Raw genomic sequence first — 14,150 nt, forward strand, 5'->3', positions numbered from 1 at the left:
GGGCGTGCTGACGCAACCGCCGACCGGGCGTGCATCGGCCGAGCGCGGCCGCGCGAGGCGCTACGCGAGCGGCTTGCGGAACCAGCGCGTCGCGTTGGGGTTGTCGTTGTAGGGCGGGATGGATGCGTAGCCGCGGCTCGTGTAGAGCCCGTTCGCGGCGGCGAGCGCCGAGTTGGTGTCGAGCACGACCTCGGTCGCGCCGAGCTCCACTGCGCGCGCCTCGAGGGCGGAGAGCAGCGCCGCGCCGGTGCCCTTCCCGCGGCCCGCCGGGGCGACGTAGAGGTGCTTGACCTCGAAGCGGTGCGGCTCGAGGCGCCGCAGCGCGCCGCAGCCCACCGGCTCGCCGTCGTTCCACGCCACGAGGAACGCGCCCTCCGGTGCCCGCAGCGTCGCGGGGTCGGCGGGCTTCGGCCGGTAGACCCCGCCGATGAAGGTGATCGCGCGGTCGGCGAAGTACGCCTGCAGCAGCGACTGGGCGACCTCGGTCGCGGGGTCCTCGTGGGCGATCGTGACGGTCACCCCGCAAGCCTACGACCGCATCCGAGTGGCGATGCCGCGCGCCGTCCACGCTGCCGGGCACGCCGTAGGCTGGAGCGCATGGCAGGCACCAGGCGCGTCGGCATCGCAGGCTCCACCGGCAGGCTCGGATCGCTCGCGCTGCGGCTCGCCCAGGAGGCCGACGACCTCGAGCCGGTGGAGGTCGACGTGCGCGAGAGCACCGACCTCGCGGGCCTCGACGTCGTCTTCGACGCCACCGTGCTCGCTGCGAGCGCCACCCTCGTCGAGGCGGCCGGCGACGCGGGCGTGCCGCTCGTGGTCGGCACGAGCGGCTGGAGCGACGAGCGCATCCGCGCGCTCCGCGACCGCGGCGGCGACCGCATCCGCATCGTGCCCAACTTCTCGCTCGGCAGCGTGCTCGAGACGCACCTCGCCACGATCGCGGCGCAGCACTTCACCGCAGTCGAGGTCGTCGAGGCGCACCACGACCGCAAGCGCGACGCGCCGAGCGGCACCGCGACGCGCACCGCCGAGGCGATCGGCGCCGTGCGCGGCTTCCAGCCGGCGACTCCCGACGAGCCCGGCCGCGGCGAGATCATCGCCGGCGTGCCCGTGCACGCGATCCGGCTGCCGGGCGTCGTCGCGCGGCAGGAGGTCATCTTCGGCGGCATCGGCGAGACCCTCACGATCCGCCACGACACCACTTCGAGCGACTCGTACTCGGCGGGCATCCTGCTCGCCCTGCGCGCCGAGCCGCAGCCGGGCGTCACCGTCGGCATCGGCGACCTGCTGGGCCTCGCGTGACGGAGGAGCGCTCCGCCGGCGCGGCGCCCGACGAGGGCGGCCAGCATCCCGCGCCGCCGGCCGCCACCGGCGACGCCGCCGCCGAGAGCGCAGACGGCGCCGGCCGCAGCGCGACCGCCCCCACCCGGGTCGGCAAGGCGCTCGCCCTCGTGATGGCCGCGGCCCTCGCCCTCTACGTCGTCGTCGCGGGCGCGATCGCGGTCGGCTTCTTCGCGAGCGGCCAGCCGCTCGGGATCGCCGTCGGCGTCGCGCTCATCGTGCTCGCCGCCGTGGGCGCGTGGGCGCTCGTGCGCGAGCTCGTCTTCGGCATCCGCCTCGACCGCGCCGTGCGCGAGCTCGCCGCCAGCGGCGGCATGCCCGCGCCGCTCCCGGCGACGCCGAGCGGCCGCGCCGATCGGGCCGCGGCCGAGCGCGCCTTCCCGGTCGCGAGGGCCGACGTCGAGGCGCATCCGGAGTCGTGGGCGTCGTGGCTGCGGCTGTCGATGGCGTACGACGCCGCGCGCGATCGCAAGCGCGCGCGGATGGCGGCCCGTCGGGCGCTCGACCTGCGGCGGATGCGCGACACTGGAGGCCAGGAGGCACGATGACCGAGATGCAGTCCGCGCACCCGTACGAGCAGCTGCTCGCCGACGTGCTCGCCCACGGCGAGCACAAGGGCGACCGCACCGGCACGGGCACCCGCAGCGTGTTCGGCCGGCAGCTGCGCTACGACCTCAGCCAGGGCTTCCCGCTCATCACCACGAAGCGCGTGCACTTCAAGTCGATCGCGCTCGAGCTGCTGTGGTTCCTGCGCGGCGACTCCAACGTGCGCTGGCTCCAGGAGCGCGGCGTGACGATCTGGGACGAGTGGGCCCGCGCCGACGGCGAGCTCGGCCCGGTCTACGGCGTGCAGTGGCGCTCGTGGCCCGACCCGCACGGCGGCACGATCGACCAGATCGCGCAGGTGGTCGAGTCGATCCGCACGAACCCCGACTCGCGGCGCCACATCGTCTCGGCGTGGAACCCGGCCGACATCCCCGAGATGGCGCTCGCGCCCTGCCACGCGTTCTTCCAGTTCGACGTCACGGGCGGTCGCCTGAGCTGCCAGCTCTACCAGCGCTCCGCCGACATGTTCCTCGGCGTGCCCTTCAACATCGCGAGCTACGCCCTGCTCACCCACATGGTCGCGCAGCAGACGGGCCTCGAGGTCGGCGACTTCGTGTGGACGGGCGGCGACTGCCACATCTACGACAACCACGTCGAGCAGGTCGAGCGCCAGCTCGCCCGCGAGCCGTACGCGCTCCCGACCCTGCGCATCCGCCGCCGGCCCGAGAGCATCCTCGACTACGAGCTCGACGACTTCGAGGTCGTCGACTACCAGCACCACCCGGGCATCAAGGCGCCCGTCGCGGTCTGACATGCGCATCGGCATGATCTGGGCGCAGGCGCGCGGCGGCGTCATCGGCGAGGCCGGCGACATGCCGTGGTCGCTGCCCGAGGACATGGCGCGCTTCAAGGCCATCACCACGGGCCATCCGGTGGTGATGGGCCGACGCACGTGGGAGTCGTTCCCCGCGCGCTTCCGCCCGCTGCCTGGCCGCGCGAACATCGTGATCACGACGGATGCGTCGTACGAGGCTCCCGGCGCACAGGTCGTGGGCGGGCTCGAGGACGCACTCGTGCTCGCCGGCAGGCTCGCCGAGGGCGGCGACGCGTGGATCATCGGCGGCGGTCGCGTGTACCGCGAGGCGCTCGACCGCGCCGACGTGCTCGAGATCACCGACATCGACCTCGACGCCGAGGGCGACACCGTCGCGCCCGAGCCGGGGGAGGGCTGGCGCGAAGTCGCCCGCGAGCCGGCCGAGGGCTGGCTCGAGAGCCGCACGGGCCTGCGCTACCGCTACCGCACGCTCGAGCGCGCCTGACCGCCGGCTGGGACGTGCGCACGGTCCGGCGCGCGGGCCGCGCTAGCCTGGAGGGGTGACAGACAATCCCTTCGGCCAGGTGCTCGTCGCGCTCGTGACCCCGTTCCGCGCCGACGGTGAGGTCGACTGGGACGACGTCGAGCGCCTGATCGACGACGTCGTCACGCACGGCGCCGACGGCATCGTCGTCTCGGGCACGACCGGTGAGACCTCGACCCTGACCGATCCGGAGAAGATCCGGCTCGTGGAGGTCGCGAAGGCCGTCGCCGGCAGCCGCGCGAAGATCATCCAGGGCGGCGGGTCGAACGAGACCGCGCACGCGATGGATCTCTACAAGCACGCCGAGCAGGCAGGCGCCGACGGCGTGATGATCGTCACGCCGTACTACAACAAGCCGACCCAGGCGGGTGTGCTCACGCACTTCCGCATGATCGCCGACGCGACCGACCTGCCGGTCATCCTCTACGACATCCCGGGGCGGTCGGGCATCCCGATCCGCTTCGAGACCATCCTGCGGGCCGCGAAGCACCCCAACATCCTCGCCGTGAAGGACGCCAAGGGCGACTTCGCCGAGGTGAGCCGGGTGCTCAATCAGACCGACCTGCTCTACTTCTCGGGCGACGACGCCAACGTGCTCCCGCACCTGGCGATCGGGGCGACCGGCCTCATCGGCGTCACCGCCAACATCGCCCCGCGCCCGTACCGCACGATGATCGACGCGGTGAACGCGGGCGATCTGCGCACCGCGCAGGAGCAGCACAAGGCGCTCGAGCCGCTCGTGCGCGCCACCATGACGCACGTGCCCGGCACGGTGTCGACGAAGTACATCCTGCACGGCCTCGGCCGCATCGGCAGCCCGCGCGTGCGCCTGCCCCTGGTCGGCCCCGAGGACGCCGAGGCGGCTCTCATCGAGGACGAGATCGCCCTCGTGAAGGGCATCGACGGCCTCGACCTCAGCCGCTTCCGCCCGGACCGCAACGCGGCCGCCGGCGGCGCGCTGCCCCAGGTGCACGGCACCACGAGGTAGCGGCCCAACGACATCCATGCGCGCGAGGTGCGCGCACCCCACATCCGCCCGCAGCACTGCGCGCCACATATGAAGGAGGCCCCTTGACGGCCATCACCCAGCCTGCCCCGCTCGCGGCAGGCACCCTCCGCATCTTCCCGCTCGGCGGCCTCGGCGAGGTCGGTCGCAACATGACCGTGTACGAGCAGGACGGCAAGCTGCTCATCGTCGACTGCGGCGTGCTCTTCCCCGAGGAGCACCAGCCCGGCGTCGACCTGATCCTGCCCGACTTCGGGCCCATCCGCGATCGCCTCGACGACGTCGTCGGCGTCGTGCTCACGCACGGCCACGAGGACCACATCGGCGCCGTGCCGTACCTGCTGCGCCTCAAGGCCGACATCCCCCTGCTCGGCTCCAAGCTCACGCTCGCCCTCGTCGAGGCGAAGCTCAAGGAGCACCGCATCAAGCCCTACACGCATACCGTGCGCGAGGGCGACACGGAGCAGCTCGGCCCGTTCGAGACCGAGTTCGTCGCCGTCAACCACTCCATCCCCGACGCGCTCGCGGTCGCGATCCGCACGAGCGCGGGCCTCGTGCTGCACACCGGCGACTTCAAGATGGACCAGCTGCCGCTCGACGACCGCATCACCGACCTGCGAGCCTTCGCGCGCCTCGGCGAGGAGGGTGTGGATGCGTTCCTCGTCGACTCCACGAACGCCGACGTCCCGGGGTTCACGGCTCCCGAGCGCGAGATCGGCCCGGTCATCTCGCAGGTGATCGCGAAGACCACCGGCCTCGTCGTCGTCGCGTCGTTCTCGAGCCACGTGCACCGCGTCCAGCAGGTGCTCGACGCGGCCGCCGAGAACGGCCGCAAGGTCGCCTTCGTCGGCCGCTCGATGGTGCGCAACATGGGCATCGCCGCCGACCTCGGGTACCTGCAGGTGCCGGACGGCGTCGTCGTGCCGCAGAAGACCGCCGAGGGCATGCCGCGCGAGCAGGTCGTCTTCATGTCGACCGGGTCGCAGGGCGAGCCGATGGCCGTGCTCAGCCGCATCGTCAACGGCGAGCACCGCATCGAGGTGGGCGAGGACGACACCGTGATCCTCGCCTCGAGCCTCATCCCGGGCAACGAGAACGCCGTCTTCCGCGTGATCAACGGCCTGATGCAGCTCGGCGCGAAGGTCGTGCACAAGGGCTCCGCGAAGGTGCACGTCTCGGGCCACGCCTCCGCGGGCGAGCTGCTCTACTGCTACAACATCCTCCGCCCCGCGAACGTCATCCCGGTGCACGGCGAGTACCGCCACCTGCACGCCGCGTCGCAGCTCGCGATCGACACGGGCGTGCCGCGCGAGCGCGCCTTCGTGGGCGAGAACGGCACCGTGTGGGACCTCCGCGACCATCGGGTCACGGTCGCCGGCCAGCTCGAGATCGGGTTCGTGTACGTCGACGGATCGTCGGTGGGCCGCATCGACGAGGCCGACCTGAAGGATCGCCGCATCCTCGCCGAGGAGGGCTTCATCTCGATCTTCGTGGCGCTCGAGCCGCAGACCGGCAAGGTGATCGTCGGGCCCGAGATCCACGCGCGCGGCTTCGCCGAGGAGGACTCGATCTTCGACGACATCCGCCCCAAGATCGTCAAGGCGCTCGCCGAGGCGGGGGAGCAGGGCGTGCGCGACCAGCACCAGTACCAGCAGGTCGTGCGCCGCACGGTGGGACGCTGGGTCGGCACCCGCATCCGCCGCCGCCCGATGATCGTGCCGGTCGTCATCGAGGCCTGAGCGCTCCGCTCGCCGGTCGAGGGGCGGTCGGGCGCTGCCCGATCGCTCCACGGCAGCAGCGCGATCTCATCCCTCCGGATGAGTGCCGACCGCGCAAACCCCCTGTAGGTTGATGGGCAGGGCGCCGACGCACCACGGCTCCTGTCAGCCGAGAGGACACCGTCGTGCCCGATGCGCCCCAGCACGTCCCGAACCCGAGCGCGGCCGCGCCCGCACCCGATGCGCCGCACGTGCCGGCGCACGCGGATCCCGATCCGCGGGAGGCGCGCCGGCACGCCCGACGCCAGCAGCAGCTCGAAGCCCTCGAGCGGAAGCAGCTGCATCGAGCGGAGCGGGCGGCCCGCGGGCCCGGCGCCTGGCGCTCCTGGGTGCTGCCCTCGCTCAAGCTGCTCGTCGCGGCCGCGATCGCGATCGCGCTGGTGAAGCTCGCGTTCTTCCCGGACGGCGATGCCGCCGTCGCCGAGGAGCCGGTGCCCGGCGCGATGTTCGAGGAGCCGACGGTCGTGCTCGAGCGCGGCTCGATCGAGAACGCGGTGTCGCTCGAGGGCACGGTCGTGCCGGTCGACGCCGTGCCGATCCGCTCGTCCCAGACCGGCGTCGTCGCGCGCGTCTACGTCGACGACGGACTCGAGGTGACCGAGGGCGACGTGCTCTACACGGTGCGGGTCGAGACGCAGCCCGAGCCCGACGCCGACGGCATGGTCGGCGACCCGGTGCTGACGCTCTGGAACGTGCGCGCGCCCGCGACGGGCACGCTCACCGGTCTCGACCTGCTGCCGGGCCAGTCCGTCGACCTCGCGGGGGAGACCGGGGCCGTGCAGCCGCCGCAATTCCGCGTGCAGGCGGCCGTCGGCGCGGCCGAGCAGTACCGCCTGACGACCCAGCCCGACTCCGCGACCGTCACCATCGACTCGGGCCCCGCGCCCTTCTCGTGCACGGATGTCGCCATCCGCCAGCCCTCCGGGGAGGCGGCGGCCGGCGGCTCCACCGCGACCCTCACGTGCTCGGTCCCCGACGACGTGCGCGTCTTCGTGGGGCTGTCGGCGACGGTCGAGCTCGTCGCGGGCGCCGCCGAGGACGTGCTGCTCCTACCGACGACGGCAGTGCTCGGCAGCGCCGACGCGGGCATCGCCTACCGGCCGACGACCGGGCCGGACGGCCTTCCCGGCGAGCCGGAGGAGGTGCGGCTCGAGCTGGGCCTGAGCGACGGCACCGTCGTCGAGGTGCGCTCCGGGCTCGCCGAGGGCGACGCCGTGCTGCAGTTCGTGCCCGGCGCGGCCGATCCCTGCGCCGACCCGATGGCGGCCGATCCCGCGGTGTGCGGCGAGGTCTTCCCGTGACGCTCCTGCGCCTGCGCGGCGTGACGCGGCAGTTCGCGACCATCGACGGGCCGGCGCTGCGCATCCTCACCGGCGTCGACCTCGACGTCTCGACCGGCGACCGCGTCGCGATCGTGGGCCGCTCGGGCTCGGGCAAGTCGACCCTCCTCAACATCCTCGGACTCATCGATCAGCCCACGACCGGCGTCGTCGAGCTCGACGGCGAGCCGGTCGCGCTCATGGGCGCGCGCCGCCGCGACCGCGTGCGGGGCGCCTCGGTGGGCTTCGTCTTCCAGCAGTTCAACCTCATCGAGGGGCTCACCGCGGCCGAGAACGTCGCGGTCCCGCTGCACTACGGCGCGGGCAGGCGCTACTGGCAGCGGCACCGGCTCGCGCGCGAGATGCTCGACCGGGTCGGGCTCGCGCATCGCGTCGACACGCGCGCGACGCACCTCTCCGGCGGCGAGCAGCAGCGGGTCGCGATCGCGCGCGCCCTCGTGCGCGGGCCCCGCCTCATCCTCGCCGACGAGCCCACGGGCGCGCTCGACATCGAGACCGGCGGCCGCATCATGAGCCTGCTCGACGAGGTCGCCGACCACGTCGGCGCGGCGCTCGTCACGATCACCCACGACCTCGCCGTCGCAGCCCGCGCCGGTCGCATCCTGCAGCTCGAGGACGGCCGGCTGCGACCGCACGCGCCGGCGTCCGTCGCGGTGTCGGCGTGACCGACGTCGCCGCAGCGATCCAGGACGCCTGGACCGAGCTGCGCATCCACCGTGGCCGCGTGCTCATGAGCCTCATCGGCGTGATGCTCGCGATCGCGGCGCTCACCGCCTCCGTGGCGATCGGCGAGCTCGCGCGCTCCACGCTCCTGAGCACCTTCGAGTCGCAGTCCGGGCGTGCGGCGACCGTCTCGATCTGGGTCACCCCCGCCGCGACCGGCGAGCCCACCGCCGCCCACCACGCCGAGGCGCTCGACGCGATCGAGGCGGCCGTCGACCGCTACGCCGTCGACTTCGCGAGCGCGCGCTCGACCGCCCAGCTCGCGCTCGGCGGCGCAGGCGCGGGCATGGGCGTGCAGATCGAGGCGGTCGAGCCCGACTTCGCGGCCATGCGCCATCTGGCGACCCGCGAAGGGCGATTCCTCGCCGACAGCGACCGCATCCGGCTCGCGCCCGCGGTCGTCGTCAACCGCGGCCTGCTCGACCTGCTCGGCGGCGGCGGTCTCGCCGCCCACCGCACGATCGAGCTCGGCGGCACCACGATGGTCGTCGTCGGCGTCGTCGATCGCGGCCCGAGCGACGAGTGGGCGCAGGCGTGGATGCTGCCGCGCGATGTCCTGCGCGTCGCCGAGGCCGTCGGCCCGACGGCCTACCTGAGCCCGTTCCAGCTCGAGGTGTGGGTGCCGGAGGAGCTTGCGGCCGAGGGGGAGCGGCGGCTCGAGCAGGACCTGCGCGCGGCGCTGCCGGGCGCCTCGGTCGAGGGCGACCGCTCCGACTGGCAGGCGTGGGACACCGGCTACGACCCGCTGCTGCCGCTGCAGCTGACGCTCGTCGGCACCGCGGTGGTCATCCTCGTGCTCGGCGCCCTCGGCCTCATCACGGTCGCGGTCGTCTCGATCCGGCAGCGCGTGCGCGAGCTCGGCATCCGCCGCGCGTTCGGCGCGAGCCGCGCGCGCATCTTCGTCGCCGTGATGCTCGAGTCGGTCGTCGGCACCGTCGTCGCGGGCGCCATCGGCATCGCGCTGTGCATCTTCGCCTACCGGCTGCCGGCGGTGCAGGAGCTCCTCACGCAGGGCGCGGGCGGCGCCGCGCTGCCCGGCTTCCCGATGGCCGCGGCGGTCACGGGACTCCTCGTCGCGGCCGCCGTCGGCGCGCTCGCCGGCAGCATCCCCGCCACGATCGCCGTCCGCTCGAAGGTGATCGAGGCGATCCGCTTCTGATCCGCGGCCCGCCCGGAGCGCCTTCCGGGCGGTGTCGCCGCCCGGATCTAGGGTGTGCGCATGTCCTCCACCAAGCCGACGCGCGCCGTCAAGAGCCAGACCTCGAAGGGCAGGTCGACCGGCGCCACCACGAAGGTGCAGCGCACGACCCGAGCCACGAAGGCGCAGCCGGTGTTCGAGGACGACGGCCCCGGCATCGCCCAGCGCGCCTGGATGGGCCTCGCCCACGCGACCGGCGGCGCCGCGCGCGTGTTCGGCCGCGAGCAGCTCGCGAAGGAGGAGCGCCGCGACGGCGTGCCGTTCCTCCTCACCATGCTCGCGATCGCGGGCGCGATCGTCGAGTGGATCCTGCCGGCGAACCCGGTCGCCCAGGCGATCTCCGCCTACACGCTCGGCGGCCTGTTCGGCCAGGTCGCGATCGCGCTGCCGGTCGTGTTCGTGCTGCTCGCCCTGTGGATGTTCCGCCACCCCGCGTCGGTGAGCGACAACGGCCGCGTGGGCGTCGGCCTCGCGCTCCTGCTCATCTCGGTCTCGGGACTGTGCCACGTCGTCGCGGGCATGCCGGATGCGTCGCTCGGCATGCCTGCGCTCGCCGACGCCGGCGGCATCCTCGGCTGGGTCGCCTCGGCGCCGCTCGCCGCACTGCTCACGCCGATCGGCGCCGGCATCGTGTGCGGCCTCATCGCGGCGCTGTCCGTGCTCGTCATCACGCGCACGGCGCCCAACCGCATCCCGGAGCGCCTCGTCGACCTCTACGGCTACCTGTTCGGCGTCGACACCGCGAGCGCCGACGAGCGCGAGGAGGCGCGTCGCGCGCGCAAGGAGGCGCGCGAGCTCGCGAAGGCGCAGGAGGCGGAGGCCGAGCCGGTCGACGACGACGCGCTGCCCTTCTGGCGCCGCAACAGCACGGGCCGCGAGGTCGACCCGCCCTACGAGGGCGTCGACGCCCTCGGGCTCGACGGCCTCGACGACGACCACGAGCACGCGTACGACAGCCCGGTGGTGGTCGACCGCGACCAGCCCACCACGCGGGTCGCCTCCGGCGCGCCCGCCCCGGCCGACGCAGCCGCCCACGACGACTACGCGACCGAGGTGCTCGCCTCGCTCGAGCAGGCCGAGGACGCCGTGCGCCGGCACACGGGCGAGATCGCCGGCGCGCCCGCGGCGGTCGGCGACGCGGCTCCCGCCGCAGCGCCGGCGCCTGCGCGCGAGCGCCCCTACCGCCTCCCGTCGATCGCGTCGCTCGGCCAGGGCGAGCCGCCCAAGGCGCGCTCGCAGGCCAACGACGACATCGTCGCGGCCATCACGCAGGTGCTCTCGTCGTTCAACGTCGACGCGAAGGTCACCGGCTTCTCGCGCGGGCCGACCGTCACGCGCTACGAGATCGAGGTCGCGCCGGGCGTGAAGGTCGAGCGCGTCACCGCGCTGTCGAAGAACCTCTCGTACGCGGTCGCCTCGAACGAGGTGCGCATCCTCTCGCCCATCCCGGGCAAGTCGGCGATCGGCATCGAGATCCCGAACCCCGACCGCGAGACGGTCAAGCTCGGCGACGTGCTGCGCTCGCGCGCCGCGAGCGATTCGAAGCACCCGATGACGATCGGCATCGGCAAGGATGTCGAGGGCGGCTTCGTCGTCGCGAACCTCGCGAAGATGCCGCACCTGCTCGTCGCCGGCTCGACCGGCTCGGGCAAGTCGTCGTTCGTCAACTCGATGATCACGAGCCTGCTCATGCGGGCGACGCCCGCCGAGGTGCGGATGGTCCTCGTCGACCCGAAGCGCGTCGAGCTCACCGCCTACCAGGGCGTGCCCCATCTCATCACGCCCATCATCACGAACCCGAAGAAGGCCGCCGAGGCGCTGCAGTGGGTCGTGAAGGAGATGGACATGCGGTACGACGACCTCGCGTCGTTCGGCTACAAGCACATCGATGACTTCAACGCGGCCGTGCGCGCGAACGAGATCGTGCTGCCGGCGGGCAGCCAGCGCACGCTCAAGCCCTACCCCTACCTGCTCGTCGTGGTCGACGAGCTCGCCGACCTCATGATGGTCGCGCCGCGCGACGTCGAGGACTCGATCGTGCGCATCACCCAGCTCGCGCGCGCCGCCGGCATCCACCTCGTGCTCGCGACCCAGCGGCCCTCGGTCGACGTCGTCACGGGCCTCATCAAGGCCAACGTGCCGAGCCGCTTCGCGTTCGCCGTCTCGAGCGTCACCGACTCGCGCGTCATCCTCGACCAGCCGGGCGCCGACAAGCTGATCGGCCAGGGCGACGGGCTCTTCCTGCCGATGGGGGCCAACAAGCCGATGCGCGTCCAGGGCGCGTGGGTCGAGGAGGCCGAGATCCAGCGGGTGGTGCAGCACGTCACCGGCCAGGCGAAGCCCGAGTACCGCGACGACGTCGCCGAGGTCGCCGAGAAGCGCGAGATCGACGCCGACATCGGCGACGACCTCGAAGACCTCTGCGCCGCCGCCGAGCTCGTCATCTCGACGCAGTTCGGCTCGACCTCGATGCTGCAGCGCAAGCTCCGGGTCGGCTTCGCGAAGGCCGGGCGCCTCATGGACCTCATGGAGTCCCGCGAGATCGTCGGGCCGAGCGAGGGGTCGAAGGCCCGCGACGTGCTCGTGCCGCCCGACGGGCTCGCCGCCGTGCTCGCGTCGCTGCGCGGCGAGGGGCCTGCGCCTGCCTCGGGCGCCGCCTCCGCGCCGACGGGCCACGCCGGCGGCTCGAGCCCGGCGCCCGCCGCGCCGTCCGCGCCCGACGCCGCCGACGCATCCGAGCACGACGACGACGCCGACGGCGCCTGGGTCGACGACGACCGCTACAGCGACCCCCTCGACGAGGCGAACCGCGAGGGCCTCGAGGTCGTGGAGGCCGAGGGCGACGACGAGGACGCCTGGTCGCTCACAGGTCGCGACTAGGTAGCCTTGGCGGCGTGAGAGAGCTGGACCGATGGGGCTGCTGAGCCCGTGGCGCGGGCGCGTGTGGCGCCGAGGCGAGGAGCCCGCGAGCGTCGCGAGCGTGCCCAACCTCATCTCGGTCGCCCGCATCCTGCTCACGCCCGTGTTCATCGTGGTCGCGCTCACGAACCCCGAGCCGGGGCTCGCCCGCACGCTCGCGGCGGTGCTGTTCGCCGTCCTCATCGCGACCGACTTCGTCGACGGGCAGATCGCGCGCGGGCGAGGCCTCGTGACCGACTTCGGCAAGCTCATCGACCCGATCGCCGACAAGGCGATCACCGGCAGCGCCTTCGTCGTGCTCTCGGTGCTCGGCGAGCTCGACTGGTGGATCACGATCGTCGTGCTGCTGCGCGAGTGGGGCATCACGGCCTACCGGCTCATCGTCTCGAGCCGCACGGTGATCGCCGCGGACTGGGCGGGCAAGGCCAAGACGATGGCGCAGGCGATCGCGCTGCCGCTCGCGCTCGTGCCGCTGCAGGCGTGGATGGGGGAGCCCGGCATGTGGATCTGCGTCGTCACCATGACGATCGCGGTGGCGCTCACGATCTACTCGGGGCTCGAGTTCGTGGTGCAGGCGGTGCGGTCGCGATGACGGATGCGCTGGAGCTCTCGGGCAGGATCGTCGCGCGCGCGGCCGCCCGGCACATCACGATCGCCGTCGCCGAGTCGCTCACGGGCGGCCTCGTCGCCGAGACGCTCGTGCGCACGCCCGGCGCCTCGACCGTGCTGCGCCTCGGGGTCGTCGCGTATGCGACGGAGATGAAGCACGAGGTGCTGCGCGTGCCCGCGGCGCTGCTCGCCGAGCGCGGGCCCGTGGACCCCGACGTCGCGATCGCGATGGCGCGCGGCGTGCGCGAGCTCGCAGCGCTCGACCGCGGTGCGTGCACGATCGGCGTCGCGACGACCGGCGTGGCGGGGCCCGGAGCGCAGGCCGGCCACCCGCCTGGGGAGTTCCACATCGGGCTCGAGCTCGACACGGTGCGCGGCCGCGTGACGAGCTCCACGTCGCACCTCGTCACGGGCGACCGGGAGGCGGTGCGGCACGCCGCCGCGATCGCGGCGCTGCGCGCGCTCGACGCCGCGCTCGAGCGCACCGACCTCACGATGCACAGCGAATCCACACGCTGACCACGGCACCCTGCGGAATGCGGGATGTGCCATGGACGTTGACAACGTCGTGGGCATCACAGGAGCAGGCAGGCAGCCTGCGACTAGGCTGATGCATCCGACCACGGTGAAGGGGGAGACCATGGTGCTGGTTCGACAGGAGATCGGCGACGTGCTGCGGGACACGCGGCTGCGGCAGGGGAGGACCCTGCGCCAGGTCGCCTCGCGCGCATCCGTCGCCCTCGGCTACCTGAGCGAGGTGGAGCGCGGGCAGAAGGAGGCCTCGAGCGAGATCCTCGCCTCGGTGGCCGACGCCCTGGAGGTGCCGCTGTCGAGCATCCTGCGAGAGGTGGGGGACCGTCTCGCTGTGCTCGAGGGCCTCGGCTACGGCGACCTCGACCCGCTCGCCTCGCCCGTTCCCGACACGCTGCCGGCAGAGCTGGTGGCGGAGTTCGACTCGGCCGTCCACTAGGAGGCCGGGTGCGGGAGAGCGAGCTGCGGCTCGCGGTCGCGGAGGAGTTCGGCGCGCTCGGGTCGGTGCTGATGACCGACCTGACGCTGTCGACCCTCGGCGGCCGCACCGGCAGCGAGGCGCTCGCCGCCGGCGTCCCCGCCAAGCGGGTGTGGCAGGCGCTGTGCGACGCGAAGGACGTCCCGGAGCAGCGCCGACACGGCCGGGGCCTGCGCGACCCGCGGCGCTGAGCGCACCGGCGACACGCCGCATCCGCATTCGAAGATGCGTTCGATGCGCGCGTAGGCTGGCACCGCACGAGCGGCTCGTCTCCACAGGCGGGCCCGCGGGCCGCACGCATGTCAGCGGCCCGACGTACCGTG

15 protein-coding genes are annotated in these 14,150 nt (G+C 73.3%); 14 read left to right on the top strand and 1 reads right to left on the bottom strand.

Going from position 1 to position 14,150, the window contains the following annotated elements:
* Positions 1 to 60 precede the first annotated feature (60 nt).
* Complete coding sequence (locus BLT67_RS11895; RefSeq protein ID WP_092667214.1) at positions 61 to 519, bottom strand: GNAT family N-acetyltransferase; 459 nt, start codon at positions 517 to 519, stop codon at positions 61 to 63.
* Positions 520 to 597: 78 nt separating this feature from the next.
* Between BLT67_RS11895 and dapB the strand changes: the two genes are divergently transcribed.
* The 14 genes from dapB (at position 598) to BLT67_RS11965 (ending at position 14,018) form a co-directional block, all read left to right on the top strand.
* The gene (dapB, locus tag BLT67_RS11900) at positions 598 to 1,302 is read left to right on the top strand and encodes a 4-hydroxy-tetrahydrodipicolinate reductase (protein WP_092667215.1); all 705 of its coding nucleotides are present in this window, start codon (positions 598 to 600) and stop codon (positions 1,300 to 1,302) included.
* Entirely contained in the window at positions 1,299 to 1,889 is a 591-nt protein-coding gene (locus BLT67_RS11905; RefSeq protein ID WP_331712136.1) for a hypothetical protein, read from the top strand. The genes dapB and BLT67_RS11905 overlap by 4 nt, the downstream gene beginning before the upstream one ends.
* Before the next feature lie 5 nt (positions 1,890 to 1,894).
* Positions 1,895 to 2,698 (top strand): thymidylate synthase, encoded by an 804-nt coding sequence (locus tag BLT67_RS11910; RefSeq protein ID WP_092667660.1) that lies wholly within the window; start codon positions 1,895 to 1,897, stop codon positions 2,696 to 2,698.
* A gap of 1 nt (position 2,699) precedes the next feature.
* Positions 2,700 to 3,206 carry a dihydrofolate reductase gene (locus tag BLT67_RS11915; RefSeq protein WP_092667216.1) on the top strand — a complete coding sequence of 169 codons (507 nt, stop codon included), beginning with the start codon at positions 2,700 to 2,702 and terminating at the stop codon, positions 3,204 to 3,206.
* Between the two features lie 55 nt (positions 3,207 to 3,261).
* Positions 3,262 to 4,233, top strand: a complete 972-nt coding sequence (dapA, locus tag BLT67_RS11920) for a 4-hydroxy-tetrahydrodipicolinate synthase (RefSeq protein ID WP_092667217.1) — start codon at positions 3,262 to 3,264, stop codon at positions 4,231 to 4,233.
* 83 nt (positions 4,234 to 4,316) lie between these two features.
* Entirely contained in the window at positions 4,317 to 5,990 is a 1,674-nt protein-coding gene (locus tag BLT67_RS11925) for a ribonuclease J (RefSeq protein WP_269456967.1), read from the top strand.
* A 164-nt stretch (positions 5,991 to 6,154) separates the two neighbouring features.
* A complete protein-coding gene (locus BLT67_RS11930) occupies positions 6,155 to 7,330 on the top strand; it encodes an efflux RND transporter periplasmic adaptor subunit (RefSeq protein ID WP_092667218.1) in 1,176 nt (391 codons plus the stop codon).
* Positions 7,327 to 8,034 (top strand): ABC transporter ATP-binding protein, encoded by a 708-nt coding sequence (locus BLT67_RS11935; RefSeq protein ID WP_092667219.1) that lies wholly within the window; start codon positions 7,327 to 7,329, stop codon positions 8,032 to 8,034. The genes BLT67_RS11930 and BLT67_RS11935 overlap by 4 nt, the downstream gene beginning before the upstream one ends.
* Positions 8,031 to 9,251 carry an ABC transporter permease gene (locus BLT67_RS11940; RefSeq protein WP_092667220.1) on the top strand — a complete coding sequence of 407 codons (1,221 nt, stop codon included), beginning with the start codon at positions 8,031 to 8,033 and terminating at the stop codon, positions 9,249 to 9,251. The genes BLT67_RS11935 and BLT67_RS11940 overlap by 4 nt, the downstream gene beginning before the upstream one ends.
* Before the next feature lie 60 nt (positions 9,252 to 9,311).
* A complete protein-coding gene (locus BLT67_RS11945; protein ID WP_092667221.1) occupies positions 9,312 to 12,170 on the top strand; it encodes an FtsK/SpoIIIE family DNA translocase in 2,859 nt (952 codons plus the stop codon).
* Positions 12,171 to 12,201: 31 nt separating this feature from the next.
* Positions 12,202 to 12,801, top strand: coding sequence for a CDP-diacylglycerol--glycerol-3-phosphate 3-phosphatidyltransferase (gene pgsA / locus BLT67_RS11950; protein WP_092667222.1), 600 nt, complete (start codon positions 12,202 to 12,204; stop codon positions 12,799 to 12,801).
* The gene (locus BLT67_RS11955; RefSeq protein ID WP_092667223.1) at positions 12,798 to 13,337 is read left to right on the top strand and encodes a CinA family protein; all 540 of its coding nucleotides are present in this window, start codon (positions 12,798 to 12,800) and stop codon (positions 13,335 to 13,337) included. Before pgsA ends, BLT67_RS11955 begins: the two co-directional genes overlap by 4 nt.
* A 121-nt stretch (positions 13,338 to 13,458) precedes the next feature.
* Complete coding sequence (locus BLT67_RS11960; RefSeq protein WP_092667662.1) at positions 13,459 to 13,788, top strand: helix-turn-helix domain-containing protein; 330 nt, start codon at positions 13,459 to 13,461, stop codon at positions 13,786 to 13,788.
* A gap of 8 nt (positions 13,789 to 13,796) precedes the next feature.
* Positions 13,797 to 14,018, top strand: coding sequence for a DUF3046 domain-containing protein (locus BLT67_RS11965; protein ID WP_092667224.1), 222 nt, complete (start codon positions 13,797 to 13,799; stop codon positions 14,016 to 14,018).
* Positions 14,019 to 14,150: the final 132 nt, after the last annotated feature.

Source organism: Agrococcus carbonis (assembly GCF_900104705.1).
GTDB lineage: Bacteria > Actinomycetota > Actinomycetes > Actinomycetales > Microbacteriaceae > Agrococcus > Agrococcus carbonis.

Excerpts from the sequence above, each read along its gene's own strand:
- dapB (WP_092667215.1), top strand. The coding sequence starts at position 598 with ATGGCAGGCACCAGGCGCGTCGGCATCGCAGGCTCCACCGGCAGGCTC.
- BLT67_RS11910 (WP_092667660.1), top strand. The coding sequence starts at position 1,895 with ATGCAGTCCGCGCACCCGTACGAGCAGCTGCTCGCCGACGTGCTCGCC.
- BLT67_RS11915 (WP_092667216.1), top strand. The coding sequence starts at position 2,700 with ATGCGCATCGGCATGATCTGGGCGCAGGCGCGCGGCGGCGTCATCGGC.
- BLT67_RS11945 (WP_092667221.1), top strand. The coding sequence starts at position 9,312 with ATGTCCTCCACCAAGCCGACGCGCGCCGTCAAGAGCCAGACCTCGAAG.
- pgsA (WP_092667222.1), top strand. The coding sequence starts at position 12,202 with ATGGGGCTGCTGAGCCCGTGGCGCGGGCGCGTGTGGCGCCGAGGCGAG.
- BLT67_RS11955 (WP_092667223.1), top strand. The coding sequence starts at position 12,798 with ATGACGGATGCGCTGGAGCTCTCGGGCAGGATCGTCGCGCGCGCGGCC.
- BLT67_RS11960 (WP_092667662.1), top strand. The coding sequence starts at position 13,459 with ATGGTGCTGGTTCGACAGGAGATCGGCGACGTGCTGCGGGACACGCGG.